The sequence below is a fragment of the Paracoccus sp. C2R09 genome, assembly GCF_018860625.1.
Classification (GTDB): Bacteria; Pseudomonadota; Alphaproteobacteria; order Rhodobacterales; family Rhodobacteraceae; genus Paracoccus.
Map to the genome: position 1 here is coordinate 372783 of NZ_JAHKQB010000029.1, position 18375 is coordinate 391157.

The window sequence follows — 18375 nt, forward strand, 5'->3', positions numbered from 1 at the left end:
CGGCGTAGCCTGACCGCCGAATTATGCAAGAGAGTTTCGGCATGAGCATCTGGGCCGCAATCCTGATCGTCGTCCTGACCGTCGCCACGATGGAGCTGACGGCCTATTCCGTCCATCGCTGGATCATGCACGGCCCGATCGGATGGGGCTGGCACAAGTCGCATCACGACGAGGATCACGATCACGCGCTGGAAAAGAACGACCTCTATGGTGTCGTCTTCGCGGTCATCGCGATCGTTCTTTTCGCGGTCGGGGCGCTCGGGTCGGATCTGGCGTGGTGGATCGCCGTGGGCGTGACCTGCTATGGCGTCATCTACTATTTCCTGCATGACGGGCTGGTGCATGGCCGCTGGCCGTTCCGCTATGTCCCCAAGCGCGGTTATCTTCGTCGGGTATATCAGGCGCACCGGATGCATCACGCCGTTCATGGGCGCGACGATTGCGTCAGCTTCGGCTTCATCTGGGCGCCCTCGGTCGACCGGCTAAAGGCGCAGCTGAAGCGGTCGGGCGCATTGCTGCGCGAGCGCGACGGGACGGACGGCGAGGCATGAGCCACGACCTGCTGATCGCGGGCGCGGGCCTGTCGGGGGCGCTGACCGCGATTGCCGTGCGCGAAGCCCGACCCGATGCCCGCATCCTGATGCTGGACGCCGCGCCGGGGCCCTCGGGTGGGCACACCTGGTCCTGCCACGACCCCGATCTGTCGCCCGAATGGCACCGCAGGCTGGCACCCGCGCGGCGCGCGCATTGGCCCGACCAGCAGGTCAGCTTTCCGACGCGCGGGCGGCAGCTCTCGACCGGCTACGGCTCTGTCGACGGGCCGGGGCTGGCGTCGCTGCTGGACGGGATCGAGGTCCGCTGGAACAGCGACGTGCAGGCGCTGGACGATACCGGCGCGACGGTGAACGGCGAACGGATCGAGGCCGCTTGCGTGATTGATGCGCGGGGCGCACAAGCCTCGCCGCATCTGACGGTCGGGTTCCAGAAATTCGTGGGTATCGAGATCGAGACCGACGCCCCCCATGGCGTCGAACGCCCGATGATCATGGACGCGACGGTTCCGCAGATGGACGGATACCGCTTCATCTATCTTCTGCCCTTCGGTCCGACGCGCATCCTGATCGAGGATACCCGCTACAGCGACGGTGGCGATCTGGACGATGCGGCGCTGGCGCAGGCATCGCTGGATTATGCGGCGGCGCGGGGCTGGAACGGCCGCGAGGTCCGGCGAGAGCGCGGCATCCTGCCCATCGCGCTGGCCCATGATGCGGTGGGTTTCTGGCGCGACCATGCGCAGGGTGCGGTGGCGATCGGGCTGCGGGCAGGGCTGTTCCATCCCGTCACGGGCTATTCTTTGCCCTATGCCGCGCAGGTGGCCGATGCCATCGCTGCGCGCGATCTGAATACCGCGTCTGCCCGTCGTGCCGTTCGCGGCTTTGCCATCGCGCGCGCCGATCAGGACCGTTTCCTGCGGCTTCTGAACCGGATGCTGTTCCGCGGCTGTGCGCCCGACCGGCGATACCGGCTGCTGCAGCGTTTCTACGGCCTGCCGCAACCGCTGATCGAGCGGTTCTATGCCGGCAGGCTGACTTGGGCCGACCGGCTGCGCATCGTGTCGGGACGCCCGCCCATTCCATTGACGCAGGCTGTCCGCTGCCTGCCCGAACGCCCCCTTCTGCAGGAGAGAGCATGAGTTCCGCCATCGTCATCGGTGCAGGCTTCGGCGGCCTCGCGCTGGCCATCCGGCTGCAATCCGCAGGTATCGCCACCACCCTGGTCGAGGCCCGCGACAAGCCCGGCGGGCGCGCCTATGTCTGGCACGAAGAGGGGCATGTCTTCGATGCCGGCCCCACCGTCGTCACCGATCCCGACAGCCTGCGCGAGCTGTGGGCGCTCAGCGATCAGCCGATGGAGCGTGACGTGACGCTGCTGCCCGTCTCGCCCTTCTACCGGCTCAGCTGGGCCGACGGGCGCAGCTTCGAATACGTGAACGACGACGATGAGCTGATCCGCCAGATCGCGTCCTTCAACCCCGATGACGTGGACGGATACCGCCGCTTCCACGACTATGCCGAAGAGGTCTATCGCGAAGGCTATCTGAAGCTGGGCACGACACCGTTCCTGAAGATGGGGCAGATGCTGAATGCGGCGCCTGCGCTGATGCGGCTGCAGGCCTATCGTTCGGTCCACAGCATGGTGGCGCGCTTCATCAAGGATCCGCATCTGCGGCAGGCATTCTCGTTCCACACGCTGCTGGTGGGGGGCAACCCGTTCTCGACCAGTTCGATCTATGCGCTGATCCACGCGTTGGAACGCCGCGGCGGCGTCTGGTTTGCCAAGGGCGGGACGAACCAGCTGGTCGCGGGGATGGTCGCGCTGTTCGAGCGACTGGGCGGCACGTTGATGCTGAACGCCCGCGTGACGCGGATCGAGACCGAGGGCAACCGCGCCACCGGCGTGACCCTGCTGGACGGGCGGCAGCTGCGCGCCGACATGGTGGCCAGCAACGGCGATGTCATGCACAGCTATGGCGATCTGCTGGGCCATACGCGTCGCGGGCGGACCAAGGCCGCGATGCTGCGCCGTCAGCGCTGGTCCATGTCGTTGTTCGTGCTGCATTTCGGCCTGTCGAAGCGACCCGAGAACCTGGCCCATCACAGCGTGATCTTCGGCCCCCGCTACAAGGAACTGGTGAACGAGATCTTCGACGGGCCGCGTCTGCCCGACGATTTCTCGATGTATCTGCATTCGCCCTGCGTCACCGATCCCAGCCTTGCGCCCGAAGGCATGTCCACCCACTACGTGCTGGCACCCGTGCCGCATCTGGGCCGCGCCGATGTCGATTGGGCCACCGAGGCCCCGGCCTATGCCGAGCGCATCTTCGAGGAGCTGGAGCGTCGCGCCATCCCCGATCTGCGCAAGAACCTGACCGTCAGCCGCATCTTCAGCCCCGCCGATTTCCGCACCGAATTGTCGGCCCATCACGGCAGCGCATTCTCGGTCGAGCCGATCCTGACGCAATCGGCATGGTTCCGTCCGCATAACCGCGACCGCGCGATTCCGAACTTCTACATCGTGGGGGCGGGCACCCATCCGGGCGCGGGGATCCCCGGCGTCGTGGGCAGCGCCAAGGCGACCGCGCAGGTCATGTTGTCGGACATGGGCGCGGCATGACGGACCTGACCGCGACATCCGAAGCCGCCATCGCGGAAGGTTCGCAGAGCTTCGCGCAGGCTGCCAGGCTGATGCCCGCAGGCATCCGCGAAGATACGGTCATGCTCTATGCCTGGTGCCGGCATGCCGACGACGTCATCGACGGTCAGGTTCTGGGATCGACCCCTGAGGCGGGCGGCGATCCTCAGGCGCGGCTTGCCGTCCTGCGCGCCGACACGATGGCCGCCCTGCACGAGGACGGCCCGCTGGCCCCGCCCTTCGCGGCATTGCGGCAGGTTGCCCGGCGGCACGATTTCCCCGACCGCTGGCCCATGGACCTGATCGAGGGGTTCGCCATGGATGTCGCGGATCGCGAATATCGCAGCCTGGATGACGTGCTGGAATATTCGTATCACGTTGCGGGGGTGGTGGGGGTCATGATGGCCCGCGTCATGGGCGTGCAGGATGACGACGTGCTGGACCGCGCCTGCGATCTGGGGCTGGCCTTCCAGTTGACGAACATCGCGCGCGACGTGATCGACGACGCGGCGATCGGGCGCTGCTATCTGCCCGCCGACTGGCTGGCCGAGGCGGGCGCCTCGGTCGAGGGCCCCGTGCCGTCCGATGCGCTTTATTCCGTGATAATCAGGCTGCTGGACGCGGCCGAGCCCTACTACGCGTCCGCGCGGCAAGGGCTGCCGCATTTGCCGCCGCGCTGTGCATGGTCGATCGCGGCGGCGCTGCGCATCTATCGTGCCATCGGCACCCGGATCAGGCAGGGCGGCCCGCAGGCCTATCGCCAGCGGATCAGCACGTCGAAACCCGCCAAGATCGGACTGATCGCACGCGGCAGCTGGGATGCGGGGCGGTCGCGGATGCCGGGGCGGACACGGCCGCGCCCGCCGCTCTGGACGCGCCCGCGCGACTAGGCGCTGCGGCGCACCTCGTAGGGCAGGACGCGGGCCAGCAGGTCCGCGATCTCTCCTCCTCGGAACAGGCGCGTGCGCATCAGTTCGTCCAGCTGGGCGCGGCTGGCATGGTAATGCTGGGCCACGTCGCCCATCTGTCCCACCGCCATCAGCCCGCGACGGGGGCCGGGTGCCGCTGCATCGCGGCCGGTGTCCTTGCCGATGGTGGCCTTGTCGCCGATCACGTCCAGCAGATCGTCATAGGATTGGAAGACACGCCCCAACTGGCGCCCGAAGGCCACGAGCTGGTCGGTCTCGGTCGCGTTCAGCCCCTTGATGACCGACAGCATCTGAAGCCCCGCGACGAACAGTACGCCGGTCTTCAGATCCTGTTCCCGCGTGACGCCATCCGCGTCCTTGGCGGCGTGCAGGTCCATTTCCTGGCCCGCACACAGGCCCGCAGGCCCCATCGCCCGCGCCATCGCAGAGACGAGCTGCGCCCGGATCTCGGGCGAGGCACCGCGCGCTTCGCCCAGGACCCGCATCGCCTCGGTGATCAGGGCGATCCCGGCCAGCACGGCGCGGCCTTCGCCATGGGCGACATGGGTGGCCGGCAGCCCGCGCCGCGTGCGCGCATCGTCCATGCAGGGCAGGTCGTCGAAGATGAGCGAGGCCGCATGGACAAGTTCGACCGCGCAGGCGGCATCCACCGTCGCATCGCAGACCCCGCCCGACCGTTCCGCCACCATCAGCATCAGCACCGCGCGGAACCGCTTGCCGGGCGACAGGGCTGCCTGTTCCATGGCATTCCCCAAGGCAGGTGCCACCGCACCGAAGGGGTCCGAGATTTCGGCAAGCCGCGTCTCGACGATGTCGCGTAGGGGAAACTGCTGCGTGGGCGTCATCGGGGCCTTCGTTGCATCGTTCGACCGACCGGATCGGCAACGCCTCATGCGCAAGCCATATCGCGTCGCGGACAAGCCGCGAACCAATCGACAAAACCGTAACCGGCCCTGTCGCGTTCGGTTCCCCCATGTTGCACGAAAAGGCCGGATTCGCGCAATGCGTATTCAGGTCAGCCTTTCCAATGCGATGGCCGTCGCCTCGCCCCCGCCAATGCAGATGCTGGCGGCGCCGCGCATGGCCCCCTGCGCCCGCATTGCCCCCAGCAGCGTCACGATGATCCGCGCCCCCGAGGCCCCGATCGGATGCCCCAATGCGCATGCCCCGCCATGGATGTTCGTCACGTCATGGGGCAGGCCCAGTTCCCGCATGGCGATCATGGCGACGACGGCGAAGGCCTCGTTCACCTCGAACATCTCGTAATCGGTCAGCTTCGTGCCGGTCCGGTCCAGCAGCTTGCGCATCGCGCCGATGGGGGCCGTCGGGAACAGGCCCGGCTTGTCGGCATGGGTCGCATGGCCCGTGATCCGCGCAAGGGGCCGAAGCCCCAGCCGTTCGGCCCGCGACTGCCGCATTATCACCAGCACCGCCGCCCCGTCCGAGATCGAGGAACTGTTCGCCGCCGTCACGGTGCCGCCCTCGCGGAAGGCGGGTTTCAGATGCGGGATCTTGTCGGGTCGGGCCTTGCCGGGCATCTCGTCGGTATCGACGGTGGTTTGGCCCTTGCGGCCGGTGATCGTCACGGGCGCGATCTCGTCGGCGAAGCACCCGGTCGCGATTGCCGCCTGCGCGCGCGACAGGCTGGCAAGCGCGTAGTCGTCCTGCGCCTCGCGGCCGAACCCGTGGCTCTGGGCGCAATCCTCGGCGAAGGTGCCCATCAGTCGGCCCCTGTCATAGGCATCCTCGAGCCCGTCGAGGAACATGTGATCCATCACCCGGTCATGCCCCATGCGCATGCCGCCCCGCGCCTTGGGCAGCAGATAGGGGGCGTTCGACATGCTCTCCATCCCGCCCGCGACGACGATGCCCGCGGACCCCGCGGCGATCAGGTCATGGGCCAGCATCGCGGCCTTCATGCCCGATCCGCACATCTTGTTGATCGTGGTCGCGCCCGACGACAGCGGCAGCCCCGCGGCCAGCGCCGCCTGACGGGCGGGGGCCTGTCCGAGCCCGGCGGGCAGGACGCAGCCCATCAGCACCTCGTCCACCTGTTCGGGCGACAGGTCGCCAAGCGCCGCGCGGATCGCGACGGCACCCAGATCGGGCGCGACCATGCCCGACAGATCGCCCTGGAACGCCCCCATGGGCGTGCGCCTGGCGCCGGTGATGACGATGGGGTCCATGGAATGCTCCTTCATTTCGGGGCCATGCGGAGGGCGCCGTCAAGGCGGATGACCTCTCCGTTCAGCATCGGATTTTCGACGATATGGCGCAACAGGGCGGCGTATTCCGAAGGCTCGCCCAGGCGGGAGGGGAAGGGCACGGCCGCCCCCAGGCTGTCCTGCACGTCCTGGGGCAGGCCCTCCAGCATGGGGGTGCGGAAAATTCCCGGCGCGATGGTCATGACACGGATGCCGTGCCGCGCCAGATCCCGTGCCATGGGCAGGGTCATGCCCGCGACGCCCGCCTTGCCGGCGGCATAGGCGACCTGTCCGATCTGTCCGTCCATCGCCGCGATCGAGGCGGTGTTGACGATCACGCCACGTTCGCCCGCGACAGGGTCGTTCGCCGCCATGGCCTGCGCCGCAAGCCGTGCCATGTTGAAGCTGCCGATCAGGTTGATCGTGACGGCCCGCGCGAAGCTGTCCAGTGCATGCGGCCCGTCGCGTCCCAGCATCCGTTCGCCAGGCGCGATGCCTGCGCAATTGACCAGCCCGTCCAGCCTGCCAAAGCGATCCTTTGCCATGGCGATGGCGGATTGCGCGTCATCCTCTTGCGTGACGTCGCATTTTGCAAAGACCGTTCCGGCGGTCTGGTCGGCAGGTTCGGCAAGATCCGCGATCACCACCGATGCGCCCATGCCCGCCAGCATCGCCGCCGATGCAGCCCCCAATCCCGATGCCGCGCCGGTGACGACAAAGACGCGTCCTTCAATTTCCATGATGTTCCCCCCGGATTTCCCCGCGCAGCCTAGCCTGTCTGCCATTGCAAACAATGACATTGCGCGTCACGCTTGGTGATCGCTTTTGCAACGGGTGCGGGGGATGGAGCGTCACGCGATATCGGAAGGGTTCGTGCAGGACGCGCTGCGATACGCCGCGGACCCGGGCATGGCGCGCCGGGCGGGCATCGGGGCCGGACCGGTCGATCACGTCGATTACGGCAGGCTGTGGCGCATGATCGCCCAGGATATCGGCTGCGAATTCTTCGGGATGGGGGCACGCCCGATGCGTCCGGGTGCCTTCGCGATGATGGCGCATGCCGTTCTGGATGCACCCGACCTGCGCCGCGCCCTGACGCGGGCGCTGCGGTTCATGGACATGGTGCTGGATCATCCGTCCGGAACGCTGCGCCTGTCCGAGGGGCGTGGCCAGATCGTGCTGAGCGATCCGCGCGGCCCCGTTGGGGCATTCGCGGCGCGGACCTACTGGCTGATCCTCATGGGGCTGATGTGCTGGTTGGTGGGGCGTCGCATCCCGCTGTCGGACCTGCAACTGTCATGCGAGGCGCCCACGAACCGCGCCGATTACCAGCAGTTCTTCGGTGCGCCTGTCGAATTTGCCCGGGCCGAATGCCTGCTGACCTTCGATGCACGGCACCTGACGCTGCCGGTGGTGCGCGATGCCCGGCAGTTGCGCGGGTTCCTGTCGCAGGCGCCCAGCAACCTGCTGATCAGGTATCGACATGATCAGGGCGTTTCGGCGCGTCTGCGCGCGCTGCTCCGCGATCTGCCCCCGCCGGACTGGCCGCCTGCGACCGATATCGCCGCGGGCCTGGGGATGTCGGCCGCGACCCTGCGCAGGCGGCTGGCATCCGAAGGGCAGGGGCTGCCGATGATCCGCGACGACCTGCGCTTTGCCATCGCCCGCGACCTGCTGCGCGGCACCGACCTGCCGGTGGCCGAGATCGCATCGCGCGTAGGCTATGCCGAGCCGAGCGCATTCCATCGCGCCTTCCTCAAATGGTCGGGGGGATCGCCATCGAGATACCGTCGGGAAAATGGTGCGGGTGAAGGGACTCGAACCCCCACGCCAAAGGCGCCAGAACCTAAATCTGGTGCGTCTACCAGTTCCGCCACACCCGCTCCGCCGGATGCCTTATCAAAGCATCCGGCGGGGTGCGAGAGGTAAAATCACGTCTCCCACGTCCGAATGACATGGGGCAGCGCATCGGCAAGGTCGTCCGCGATCAGTCCCGGCCCGAAATGCCGCGCTGCAGCCCCGTGCAGCATCACGCCCAAGCAGGCCGCATCGAAGGGCGCCAGGCCGCGCGCGGCAAGCCCCGTGACGATGCCGGCAAGCGTATCGCCCGCGCCTGCGGTCGCAAGCCAGGGCAGATCGGGGGCAGAGTGGATCACCGCCCGGCCCGAGGGCTCGGCAATGACGGTATCGGGCCCCTTCAGCAGCACGACCGCACCGATGCGCGCGGCAGCCTGCCGGGTCGCGTCCAACTTCGAAAAGGCGGGTCCGGTCTCTGGCGCGTCCTTCAGGCGTTTCGCAAGGTCGGGGAACAGGCGGGCGAATTCGCCCAGATGCGGCGTCAGGATGCAGCGGTCATGCGGGGCAGGGGCATCGTCCCCTGCCAGCGCGGTCAGGGCGTCCGCATCCAGGATCGTGGTGATCCGCGCCCCAAGCGCAGCGGGCAGCAGGTTGGCGGCACGTTCCATGCCCGCGCCCGGGCCGAGGCCCAGCGCCGTGACGCGACCGTCCAGCAAGGCCGCCAGGTCGTCGGGACCGTCCAGCGGCTTGCGCATCAGGGCGTCGGGCGGTCCCGCGTGACCCTGCATGTCGCGCCGCTCGGGGCAGATGGTGACCAATCCGGCGCCCGCGCGCAGCGCCCCCTTGGCGGTCAGCCGCGCGGCACCCGCCGCATCGCCCGCGATCACCAGCGCCGAGCCGTGCCCGTATTTGTGTGCATCCCCCGCCGTCGTCTTGCGCAGCCAGTCGCCCATTCCCGTGGTCGTTCGCGCGTCCATGATGCTGGTGTCCGAATGACCCTGCGCCTTGCGCCATGGCGCCAGCCCGATATCAGCGACGACCAACCTGCCGCACAGCCTGGGTCCGTCTGCCAGCACATGGCCGGGCTTGGGGCTGTCGAAGGCCACGGTCAGGGCCGCCCGCGCCGCGCCCGATCCGATGATCCGCCCGCTGTCGAGGCAGAGGCCGCTCGGGGCGTCGATGGCCACGATCCCCGGAAAGCCGGCCAGGGCTTCGATCATGCGCGCGGCCATACCCTCGGGCGCGCGGGTCAGCCCGGTTCCGAAGATCGCATCGACATGCAGATCGTCGGGACGCAGGGCATCCGGGTCGAACGGCTGGACCGAGCCCACGGCCTGCCATGCCGTCAGCGCGGCCGAGGGGCGGGGCGCATCGCACATCACCCTGACCGCCCAGCCGGCCCGGGCCAGGTGCCGCGCCACGACGAAACCGTCGCCGCCATTGTTTCCCGGTCCCGCCAGCACCGTCACCCGTCCGGGCTTGGGCCATCGCAGCCGGATCTGGCCGGCGACCGCCGCGCCCGCGCGTTCCATCAATTCGGCACCGCTTGTCTGCCCGCTGTTCATCGCGTCGGATTCGATGGCGCGCATTTGGGCGGAGCTGAGCGATTCAATGCCGTATAACATGGTTGTTGCCTATTTAATGTGCGCTGTGGTCTAATTTTCGGCAGTTGCACGGGCTGGCGCGCTTCCGCACTGTTCAGAACCCGCTGCTGCATTTACGCCTGTGATCAAACGCGCCAATCAGACTTCAGGCAAGCCGCGAGGAAGGATCAATTGCGATGAAGAAGATCGAGGCGATCATCAAGCCGTTCAAGTTGGACGATGTGAAGGAAGCGCTGCAAGAGGTCGGCGTCCAGGGTCTTTCCGTGACCGAAGTCAAGGGCTTCGGGCGCCAGAAGGGTCACACCGAACTGTATCGCGGCGCCGAGTATGTCGTCGACTTTCTGCCCAAGGTGAAGATCGAGATGGTCCTGCCGGACGATCAGGTCGAAGCCGCGGTCGAAGCCATCGTCGGCGCGGCGCGCACCGAGAAGATCGGCGACGGCAAGATCTTCGTCCTGCCGGTCGAGCAGGCGATCCGCATCCGCACGGGCGAAACCGGCGACGACGCCGTCTGATCGCGGTCAGGAACCGAACAAGACTTCCGCGCCCGGCCGCCAAGCCGCCGGGTCGCTACTACGAAGAAAGGGAAGAGATGGAAATCAAGGATGTTCTCAAGCTGATCGAGGACGAGGACGTCGCCTATGTCGACGTGCGCTTCACCGATCCCAAGGGCAAGCTGCAGCACGTCACGCTGGACAAGGACCTGGTCGACGCGGACTTCTTCGAAGAAGGCTTCATGTTCGACGGCAGCTCGATCGCGGGCTGGAAGTCGATCGACCAGTCGGACATGAAACTGATCCCGGATGTCAGCTCGGTCTATCTGGACCCGTTCTATGCCGAGAAGACCCTCTGCGTGCATTGCAACGTCGCTGAACCCGACACGGGCGAGGCCTACAGCCGCGACCCGCGCGGCACCGCGCTCAAGGCCGAGGCCTATCTGAAGTCGTCGGGCATCGGCGATGCGGCCTATTTCGGCCCCGAGGCCGAGTTCTTCCTGTTCGACGACGTCCGCTTCTCGGTCACCCCGCAGAAGGTGGCGTTCTCGATCGACGCGCTGGACGCGGCATGGAACACCGACACCGAATACGAGATGGGCAACCAGGGCCATCGCGCAGGTCACAAGGGCGGGTATTTCCCGGTCAACCCGATCGACGCGGCCCAGGATATCCGTGGCGAGATGCTGTCCACCATGAAGCGGATGGGCATGAAGGTCGACAAGCACCACCACGAGGTTGCCAGCGCGCAGCACGAGCTGGGGCTGATCTTCGGTTCGCTGACCGAACAGGCCGACAACCTGCAGAAGTACAAGTACGTCATCCACAACGTCGCCCATGCCTATGGCAAGTCGGCCACGTTCATGCCGAAGCCCATGAAGGGCGACAACGGTTCGGGGATGCACGTCAACATGTCGATCTGGAAGGACGGCAAGCCGCTCTTCGCGGGTGACAAGTATGCCGACCTGAGCCAGGAGGCCCTGTATTTCATCGGCGGCATCCTGAAGCACGCCAAGGCGCTGAACGCCCTGACGAACCCGTCGACCAACAGCTACAAGCGTCTGATCCCCGGCTTCGAAGCCCCCGTGCTTCGCGCCTATTCGGCACGCAACCGCTCGGGTTGCGTCCGTATTCCGTGGACCGAAAGCCCGAAGGCTAAGCGCGTCGAAGCTCGTTTCCCCGATCCCTCGGCCAACCCCTATCTGTGCTTCGCCGCACTGATGATGGCCGGTCTCGACGGTATCAAGAACAAGATCGACCCGGGCGCGGCTTCCGACAAGGATCTCTACGATCTGCCGCCGGAAGAACTGGCCGAGATCCCGACCGTCTGCGGTTCGCTGCGCGAAGCGCTGGAGGAGCTGGACAAGGACATGGACTTCCTGCTGGCAGGTGACGTGTTCACCCGCGATCAGCTGGAAGGCTACATGGCGCTGAAGTGGGAAGAGGTCTACGCCTACGAACACACGCCGCATCCGGTCGAATACCAGATGTATTACAGCTGCTGATCGGTTTTGCCGATGCGCAGGTAACGGGGCGGTCCTTCGGGGCCGCCCTTTTCCTTTTGTGTCGACCAATCACCTCGGATCGCATTCAGTCACAGGAATGCGAGGTGTGAAACGATTGGGATTTGGTTTGCGTAGTGCAGGCTACAACGCAACCGACACACAGGAGATAACCATGAACATCCGTAAAATCGCCGCCATCGCAGCCCTTTCGGCCATGACCGCAGTTCCCGCATTTGCCACCGTCCAGGGCGGCAACGGTCCGACCTTCGAAAGCGAGCAGGTCGAACAGCGCGTCGAGACCCGTCAGGTCCGTGCAGGCGACGTGCTGCAGCAGAAGGACCTGGTTCGCCGCGATCTGGACGCCGACGATCTGATCACGCTGAGCGAAGTGCCCCACGGCGCACCTGTCGACTTCTCGAGCGCGAATAACGGCTGATACCGATCCACGCCCCATCCCCCTGACGACAAGAAAGCCCCGCCGGACATCCGGCGGGGCTTTCCCTTGTCGATATCAGTGCCGGATCACTCGGCCGCGATCTGCCCGGCGGTCGGGTAATCGACATAGCCCTCGGGCCCGCCGGCATAGAAGGTGCTCGGGTCGTGTTCGTTCAGCGCCAGTTCCCTTGCGAAGCGTTCGGGCAGGTCGGGGGTGGCGATGAAGTCGCGACCGAAGGCCACCGCATCGGCACGATTCTCGGCCAGCAGCTGCGCCGCCAGTTCACGGGTCAGCCCTTCATTCGCGATGACGGGGCCGCCGAACGCGTCGCGGATCGCGGGCATCAGGCTGTCTTCGGCCACATGTTCGCGCAGGCACAGGAAGGCGATCCCCTTGTCCTTCATGCTGCGGGCGACCGCGGTGAACAGGGCATGGCGATCGCTGTCGCCCATGTCATGGCCATCGGCGCGCGGTGACAGATGCACGCCCACGCGGTTCGCACCCCAGACGTCGATCGCGGCATCCGCGATCTCGTTCAGGAAGCGCATGCGGTTCTCGATCAAGCCGCCATAGCGGTCGGTTCGGGTATTGGTGCTGTCCTGCAAAAATTGGTCGATAAGATAACCGTTTGCAGCGTGAATCTCGACGCCGTCGAAGCCCGCGCGCTTGGCGTTCTCGGCCCCTTGGCGATAGGCTTCGACGATGCCCGGGATCTCTTCCGTCTCCAACGCGCGGGGCGTCACATAGGGGCGCTTGGGGCGCAGCAGGCTGACATGGCCCTCGGGCTGGATTGCCGAAGGCGCGACCGGCGTCTCGCCGCCAAGCAGGCTGGGGTCCGAGATCCGCCCGACATGCCACAGCTGCAGGACGATCCTGCCGCCTTCCTCGTGCACGGCCTGGGTGACCTTCTTCCATCCCTCGACCTGCGCCTCGTTCCAGATGCCGGGGGTGGCTTCGTAGCCCACGCCCATGGCCATCACGCTGGTCGCTTCGGTCAGGATCATGCCGGCGCCGGCGCGCTGGCGGTAATACTCGACCATCAGGTCGTTCGGCACGCGATCCTCGCCCGAACGCGACCGCGTCAGCGGCGCCATCACGATGCGGTTCTTGAGGGGAATGCCGCCAAGCGACATCGGATCGAACATCGAGGACATCCTGTCCTCCTTTCGTTGTTGAAGGCTTACGTCGCGCCCTTCGGGGTGCAGGCGCCAATTGTGAACGCCGCCGCCCGGTTTCAAGCCGCGCAAGGCCGGGTCAACTTGGCGTCATTGCGCAAAAGCGGTGCATATATGGTCCGCTGCGACTTTCCACGGGCAAGATATGGCAGTATTCCAACGACATGGATATCGTGCTGCTGACCACCTTCACCGGGTTCCTTTTCGTGCTGATCGCCGCGGCCGAGCCTTTGGCCGCGCGGCTTGCATTGCCCTTCAGCGTGATCCTGGCCGGGATCGGCATCATGATCGGGGGTGGCGCGACATTCCTGCTGCAGACCGAACTGACCGACAGCTTCAACGCGGTGGCCGAAAGCATCCTGTCGCTGCCGATCCGGTCCAGCGTCTTCATCTATGTCTTCCTGCCGATCCTGATCTTCCAGGCCACGCTGGAAATGAACATCCGCCGGATGCTGGACGACTGGGTGCCCATCCTGACGCTGGCCGTGGTGGCGGTCGTGGTGGCGACGCTGACCATCGGCTATGCGCTGGCGTGGCTTGGCGGGCTGCCGCTGATGGTGGGCCTGCTGATCGGGTCGATCGTCTCGACCACCGATCCGTCGGCGGTGGTCAGCATCTTCCGGTCGATCTCGGCCCCCAAGCGCCTCGCGCGCATCATCGAGGGCGAGAGCCTGCTGAACGACGCCGCCGCCATCGCGCTGTTCGGGCTGTTCATGTCCTATGTGATGCTGGGCGTCCCGAACCCCAGCCTGTCCGAGGCGCTGGAGGGGTTCCCGCGGCTGATCCTGGGCGGCATGGGGGCGGGCTGGCTGACGGCCCGGCTGGGGCTGGCGCTGATGGGGCTGTTCTGGCGGTTCGAGAACGCGCAGATCTCGATTTCGGTCGCGGTGCCCTATCTTGCCTATCTGGGGGCGGAACAGCTGCTGGGCGCGTCGGGCGTGATCGGTGTCGTCGTCGCGGGGCTGACGCTGAACTTCATGGGGCCGGGGCGGCTGGCGCCCGCCTTCTGGACCAACATGCGAGAGGTGTGGGGCCTTCTGTCGCACTGGGCCGGGGCGCTGATCTTCATCCTTGCCGCGCTGCTGATCCCGCGCCTTCTGGGCGACGTGCAGCTGACCGATCTGGTGCTGGTGGGCCTCGTGGTGGTCGCGGCCTTCGTCGCGCGCGCCGCGATCCTGTTCCTGCTGCTGCCGCTTCTGACCGGGCTGAAGCTGTCGCCCAAGATCCAGAGGCCTTATCGCTATGCCATCATGTGGGGCGGGTTGCGCGGGGCGGTCACGCTGGCGCTGGCCCTGGCAGTGACCGAGAACCTGCGCGTCCCGGTCGAGACCAAGCGCCTTGTCGGCATCCTTGCCACGGGCTTTGCGCTGTTCACGTTGATCGTGCAGGGGACGACGCTGCGCGGCGTGATCCGGCTTCTGGGGCTGGACAAGCTGTCTCCGCTGGATCGCGCGCTGTCCGACCAGGTGATCGCCGTCGCCCTTCAGAGCGTCCGCGAGGATCTGCAGGGCACGACCGAGAATTACGAACTGACCCGCGAGACTGTCAGGTCCGAGGCCAAGCGATTTGCCGAAAGACTGGATGCTGCCGTGGACCGGGCCGAGGCCGACGGCACCGTCGAGATCCTGGACCGGGACCGCATCACCCTGGGCCTGATCGCGCTGGCGGGCCATGAACGCGAGATGATCCTGCAACGCGTGCGCGAACGGGCCATCTCGGCGCGGCTGTCGGAACAGGCGCTGTTCGACGTGGACCGGCTGATCGAAGGGGCGCGTTCGGGCGGGCGGACGGGGTATCAGCGGGCCGCACGCGGCGCCTTGCGCTATGGTCCCAGTTTCCGCCTTGCGGCCTTCCTGCACAGCCGGCTGTCGATCTCGGGGCCGCTGGCCAACATGACCGCCGACCGGTTCGAGACATTGCTTGGCAAGCGATTGATCCTGCGCGATCTTCACGGGTTCATCGACCGCCGCATCCGCCGCATCCACGGCCGTCGTGTCGCGGATCTTCTGCACGAGCTGCTGAACCGGCGGATCGAGGCGGTCGAGACCGCGCTGGACGGTCTGCGCCTGCAATATCCCGGATATTACGAGGAACTGGAACGGCGCTTCATCCGCCGCACTGCCCTGCGGATGGAGGAACGCGAATACAACGCCATGCGCGAGGATGGCCTGATCGGGACCGAGGTTCATACCGAACTGATGGCCGAAGTCACCAAGCGCCGCGCCCGCGCCGAGATGCGCCCCGCCCTGGACCTGGTGCTGCGCAAGAACGACCTCGTGCGGGTCTTTCCGCTGTTCTCGGACCTGGACGAGACCGAGCTGCGCCGCCTGAGCCGCGCGCTGCGGACGCGTTACGTCAATGCGGGCCATGTGATCACGCGCAAGGACCAGCCCGCGCGGTCGGTCTTCTTCGTGGCCTCGGGTGCGGTGGAACAGGAGGTTGCGGGGCAGGTGACGCGACTGGGGCGGGGCGAGATGTTCGGCCAGATGGGCGTTCTGACCAGCCGTATCCGCCGGACCGAGGTGCGCGCGATCACGCCGACGACCCTGCTAGTGCTGGACGAGCCGGGCTTCCGCCGCCTGCTGAAGCGCAGCGCGGCCCTGCGCACGGCCGTGCGCGACAGCGTGGCCGGCAAGACGGTCGAGGCCGAGGTCCTGCAGCTGAGCGAATTGCAGATCGACACCCCGCTTGGCGATGGCGCGGCCAAGGGCTAGACAGATCGCCGGACTACCAGAAGGGGACAGACCATGGACGCCAACCCGCGCATCGCCCGCCAGATCGCGACCGAGATCGGGGCCAGCCCCCAGCAGGTCCAGGCCGCGACGGAACTGCTGGACGGGGGCGCGACGGTTCCCTTCGTCGCGCGTTACCGCAAGGAGGCGACGGGCGGTCTGGACGACACGCAGCTGCGCACCCTGTCCGAACGCCTGACCTATCTGAGAGAGATGGAGAGCCGTCGCACCGCCATCACCGCCAGCATCCGCGATCAGGGCAAGCTGACCGACGATCTTGCCCGCCGCATCGCCGGGGCCGATACCAAGGCCGCGCTGGAGGATATCTATCTTCCCTACAAGCCCAAGCGTCGGACCAAGGCGATGATCGCGCGCGAAAACGGGCTGGAGCCGCTGCTGGCCGCGATCCGCAACGCGCCCTCGGTCGATCCGGCGTCGCTGGCGGGCGGCTTCCTGAACGAGAACGTGGAAACGACCAAGGCCGCGCTGGACGGCGCCCGCGACATCCTGGTCGAGGAACTGTCCGAGAATGCCGAGGTGCTTGGCCCCTTGCGCGATTTCATGCGTCGCGAAGGCCGCATCGCCGCGCGCGTGGTTCCCGGCAAGGAAGAGGCGGGCGCGAAATTCGCCGATTACTTCGATCACGCCGAGAAATGGGCCGACATCCCCGGCCACCGGGCGCTGGCGATCCTGCGCGCCGCCAAGGAGGAGGTTGTCACCATCGACATCGCCCCCGATGCGGAAACAGGCGTCGCACGGGCCGAGGGGATCGTTGCACGCGGTCTGGGCGATGTGGGCCACGGGCCGGGTGCGGACTGGCTGCGGGGCGTCGCCGGTTGGTGCTGGCGCGTGAAGCTGTCGAACAGCATGTATATCGACCTGCTGACCGAACTGCGCCGCCGCGCCCATGAAGAGGCGATCCGCGTCTTTGGGCGCAACCTGCGCGACCTGCTGCTGGCCGCGCCTGCGGGGGCCAAGACGACCATCGGGCTGGATCCGGGCATTCGCACCGGGGTCAAGGTCGCCGTGGTGGATGCCACGGGCAAGCTGCTGGACACCACCACGATCTATCCCTTCCAGCCCAAGAACGACCTGCGCGGGTCCGAGGCCGCGTTGTCGGCCCTGATCGCCCGTCACGGCGTCGAACTGATCGCCATCGGCAACGGCACCGCCAGCCGAGAGACCGAGCGCATGGTGACCGACATCCTGAAGCGCCTGCCCAAGGGCACGAAGGCCCCGACGAAGGTCGTCGTGTCCGAGGCCGGTGCCTCGGTCTATTCCGCCTCGGAACTGGCCGCGAAGGAGTTTCCAGGCCTCGACGTGTCGCTGCGCGGGGCGGTGTCCATCGCGCGCCGCCTGCAGGACCCCCTGGCCGAGCTGGTCAAGGTGCCGCCGCAATCCATCGGCGTCGGGCAATATCAGCACGACGTGGATCAGCGCCACCTGTCCAAGGCGCTGGAGGCCGTGGTCGAGGATGCGGTGAACGCCGTCGGCGTCGATCTGAACACGGCCTCGGCCCCGCTTCTGGCGCATGTCGCGGGGCTGGGTCCGTCGCTGGCGCAGAACATCGTCGCGCATCGCGATGCGGCCGGTGCCTTCCCGTCGCGCAAGGCGCTGAAGAAGGTCGCGGGCCTTGGGCCGCGTGCGTTCGAGCAATGCGCGGGCTTCCTGCGCATCCGCGACGGGGACGAGCCGCTGGACGCATCGGCCGTCCACCCCGAAGCCTATGGCGTGGCGCGGGGTATCGTGAAGGCCTGCGGGCGTGATCTGCGTCAGCTGATGGGCGATACCGGGGCCGTCGCCAGCCTGCGGGCCGAGGATTTCGTGACGCCCGAATTCGGTCTGCCGACCATCCGCGACATCCTTGCGGAACTGGAAAAACCCGGTCGCGACCCTCGCCCCGCCTTCGTGACCGCAAGCTTTGCCGACGGGATCGAGGCCATCACCGACCTGCGCCCCGGCATGATGCTAGAGGGGACCGTGACGAACGTCGCGGCCTTCGGCGCCTTTGTCGATATCGGGGTCCACCAGGACGGTCTGGTCCATGTCAGCCAGCTGGCCGACCGCTTCGTCAAGGACCCGCACGAGGTGGTCAAGGCGGGCGATGTCGTCAAGGTCCGCGTGACCGAGGTGGACGTGCCCCGCAAGCGGATCGGCCTGACGATGCGCAAGGATGGCGGTGGCGCGCCCGGTCCGAAACCTGCACAGCGCGCGGCCAAGCCGCAGCGGGCCGCCGCGCCCGATAAGTCCGGTCAGGGTGCCTTCGGGGCGGCCCTTGCCGATGCATTGAAACGTCGCTGAGGGGGG

At 67.0% G+C, this 18375-nt stretch carries 14 protein-coding genes, 1 tRNA gene and 1 pseudogene; 10 read left to right on the plus strand and 6 right to left on the minus strand.

The window, feature by feature from the left end; all coding sequences use genetic code 11:
- Positions 1-41 precede the first annotated feature (41 nt).
- From KO490_RS13715 to KO490_RS13730, 4 genes are read left to right on the plus strand one after another with little or no spacing between them, the layout of a single operon-like run.
- Positions 42-551, plus strand: a complete 510-nt coding sequence (locus KO490_RS13715) for a sterol desaturase family protein (protein ID WP_216019964.1) — start codon at positions 42-44, stop codon at positions 549-551.
- Positions 548-1693 (plus strand): lycopene beta-cyclase CrtY, encoded by a 1146-nt coding sequence (crtY, locus tag KO490_RS13720; protein ID WP_216019965.1) that lies wholly within the window; start codon positions 548-550, stop codon positions 1691-1693. Before KO490_RS13715 ends, crtY begins: the two co-directional genes overlap by 4 nt.
- Entirely contained in the window at positions 1690-3174 is a 1485-nt protein-coding gene (locus KO490_RS13725) for a phytoene desaturase (protein ID WP_216019966.1), read from the plus strand. The genes crtY and KO490_RS13725 overlap by 4 nt, the downstream gene beginning before the upstream one ends.
- Positions 3171-4082 (plus strand): phytoene/squalene synthase family protein, encoded by a 912-nt coding sequence (locus KO490_RS13730; protein WP_216019967.1) that lies wholly within the window; start codon positions 3171-3173, stop codon positions 4080-4082. Before KO490_RS13725 ends, KO490_RS13730 begins: the two co-directional genes overlap by 4 nt.
- On the opposite strand, the gene KO490_RS13735 is transcribed toward KO490_RS13730, so the two are convergent.
- From KO490_RS13735 to KO490_RS13745, 3 genes are all read right to left on the minus strand, one after another.
- Entirely contained in the window at positions 4079-4966 is an 888-nt protein-coding gene (locus KO490_RS13735; protein WP_216019968.1) for a polyprenyl synthetase family protein, read from the minus strand. The genes KO490_RS13730 and KO490_RS13735 overlap by 4 nt on opposite strands.
- 165 nt (positions 4967-5131) lie before the next feature.
- Complete coding sequence (locus tag KO490_RS13740) at positions 5132-6307, minus strand: acetyl-CoA C-acyltransferase (RefSeq protein ID WP_216019969.1); 1176 nt, start codon at positions 6305-6307, stop codon at positions 5132-5134.
- An 11-nt stretch (positions 6308-6318) separates the two neighbouring features.
- Positions 6319-7065, minus strand: coding sequence for an SDR family NAD(P)-dependent oxidoreductase (locus tag KO490_RS13745; protein ID WP_216019970.1), 747 nt, complete (start codon positions 7063-7065; stop codon positions 6319-6321).
- Positions 7066-7300: 235 nt separating this feature from the next.
- Here KO490_RS13745 and KO490_RS13750 point away from each other — a divergent pair.
- A pseudogene (locus KO490_RS13750) lies at positions 7301-8059 on the plus strand (AraC family transcriptional regulator ligand-binding domain-containing protein); the annotation flags it as partial.
- 65 nt (positions 8060-8124) lie between these two features.
- On the opposite strand, the gene KO490_RS13755 reads toward KO490_RS13750, so the two are convergent.
- Positions 8125-8208 (minus strand) — tRNA-Leu (locus KO490_RS13755).
- Between the two features lie 48 nt (positions 8209-8256).
- Positions 8257-9747: an NAD(P)H-hydrate dehydratase gene (locus KO490_RS13760; protein ID WP_216019971.1), complete on the minus strand. Its 1491-nt coding sequence runs from the start codon at positions 9745-9747 to the stop codon at positions 8257-8259.
- A 155-nt stretch (positions 9748-9902) separates the two neighbouring features.
- Here KO490_RS13760 and KO490_RS13765 point away from each other — a divergent pair, with 155 nt between their 5' ends.
- The 3 genes from KO490_RS13765 to KO490_RS13775 all read left to right on the plus strand — a co-directional run bounded on the left by KO490_RS13765 (position 9903) and on the right by KO490_RS13775 (position 12161).
- Complete coding sequence (locus KO490_RS13765) at positions 9903-10241, plus strand: P-II family nitrogen regulator (protein WP_022707998.1); 339 nt, start codon at positions 9903-9905, stop codon at positions 10239-10241.
- Between the two features lie 77 nt (positions 10242-10318).
- On the plus strand, positions 10319-11725 hold the full coding sequence (gene glnA / locus KO490_RS13770; RefSeq protein WP_216019972.1) for a type I glutamate--ammonia ligase: 1407 nt from the start codon (positions 10319-10321) through the stop codon (positions 11723-11725).
- A 172-nt stretch (positions 11726-11897) separates the two neighbouring features.
- Positions 11898-12161: a hypothetical protein gene (locus tag KO490_RS13775; RefSeq protein WP_216019973.1), complete on the plus strand. Its 264-nt coding sequence runs from the start codon at positions 11898-11900 to the stop codon at positions 12159-12161.
- A gap of 86 nt (positions 12162-12247) precedes the next feature.
- Here KO490_RS13775 and KO490_RS13780 read toward each other — a convergent pair whose 3' ends face one another.
- Positions 12248-13315, minus strand: a complete 1068-nt coding sequence (locus KO490_RS13780) for an alkene reductase (RefSeq protein ID WP_216019974.1) — start codon at positions 13313-13315, stop codon at positions 12248-12250.
- Between the two features lie 185 nt (positions 13316-13500).
- Here KO490_RS13780 and KO490_RS13785 point away from each other — a divergent pair, with 185 nt between their 5' ends.
- Together KO490_RS13785 and KO490_RS13790 are read left to right on the plus strand one after the other, a co-directional pair.
- Positions 13501-16050, plus strand: coding sequence for a cation:proton antiporter (locus KO490_RS13785; RefSeq protein ID WP_216019975.1), 2550 nt, complete (start codon positions 13501-13503; stop codon positions 16048-16050).
- A 33-nt stretch (positions 16051-16083) separates the two neighbouring features.
- Complete coding sequence (locus KO490_RS13790) at positions 16084-18369, plus strand: Tex family protein (RefSeq protein WP_216019976.1); 2286 nt, start codon at positions 16084-16086, stop codon at positions 18367-18369.
- The last annotated feature ends 6 nt before the right edge of the window (positions 18370-18375 follow it).

Bases quoted from the DNA above. Each gene is read 5' to 3' on its own strand.
- KO490_RS13765 (WP_022707998.1), top strand. From the start codon at position 9,903: ATGAAGAAGATCGAGGCGATCATCAAGCCGTTCAAGTTGGACGATGTG.
- glnA (WP_216019972.1), top strand. From the start codon at position 10,319: ATGGAAATCAAGGATGTTCTCAAGCTGATCGAGGACGAGGACGTCGCC.
- KO490_RS13745 (WP_216019970.1), bottom strand. From the start codon at position 7,065: ATGGAAATTGAAGGACGCGTCTTTGTCGTCACCGGCGCGGCATCGGGA.
- KO490_RS13740 (WP_216019969.1), bottom strand. From the start codon at position 6,307: ATGGACCCCATCGTCATCACCGGCGCCAGGCGCACGCCCATGGGGGCG.
- KO490_RS13760 (WP_216019971.1), bottom strand. From the start codon at position 9,747: ATGTTATACGGCATTGAATCGCTCAGCTCCGCCCAAATGCGCGCCATC.
- KO490_RS13790 (WP_216019976.1), top strand. From the start codon at position 16,084: ATGGACGCCAACCCGCGCATCGCCCGCCAGATCGCGACCGAGATCGGG.
- KO490_RS13730 (WP_216019967.1), top strand. From the start codon at position 3,171: ATGACGGACCTGACCGCGACATCCGAAGCCGCCATCGCGGAAGGTTCG.
- crtY (WP_216019965.1), top strand. From the start codon at position 548: ATGAGCCACGACCTGCTGATCGCGGGCGCGGGCCTGTCGGGGGCGCTG.
- KO490_RS13785 (WP_216019975.1), top strand. From the start codon at position 13,501: ATGGATATCGTGCTGCTGACCACCTTCACCGGGTTCCTTTTCGTGCTG.
- KO490_RS13735 (WP_216019968.1), bottom strand. From the start codon at position 4,966: ATGACGCCCACGCAGCAGTTTCCCCTACGCGACATCGTCGAGACGCGG.
- KO490_RS13780 (WP_216019974.1), bottom strand. From the start codon at position 13,315: ATGTCCTCGATGTTCGATCCGATGTCGCTTGGCGGCATTCCCCTCAAG.
- KO490_RS13715 (WP_216019964.1), top strand. From the start codon at position 42: ATGAGCATCTGGGCCGCAATCCTGATCGTCGTCCTGACCGTCGCCACG.
- KO490_RS13725 (WP_216019966.1), top strand. From the start codon at position 1,690: ATGAGTTCCGCCATCGTCATCGGTGCAGGCTTCGGCGGCCTCGCGCTG.
- KO490_RS13775 (WP_216019973.1), top strand. From the start codon at position 11,898: ATGAACATCCGTAAAATCGCCGCCATCGCAGCCCTTTCGGCCATGACC.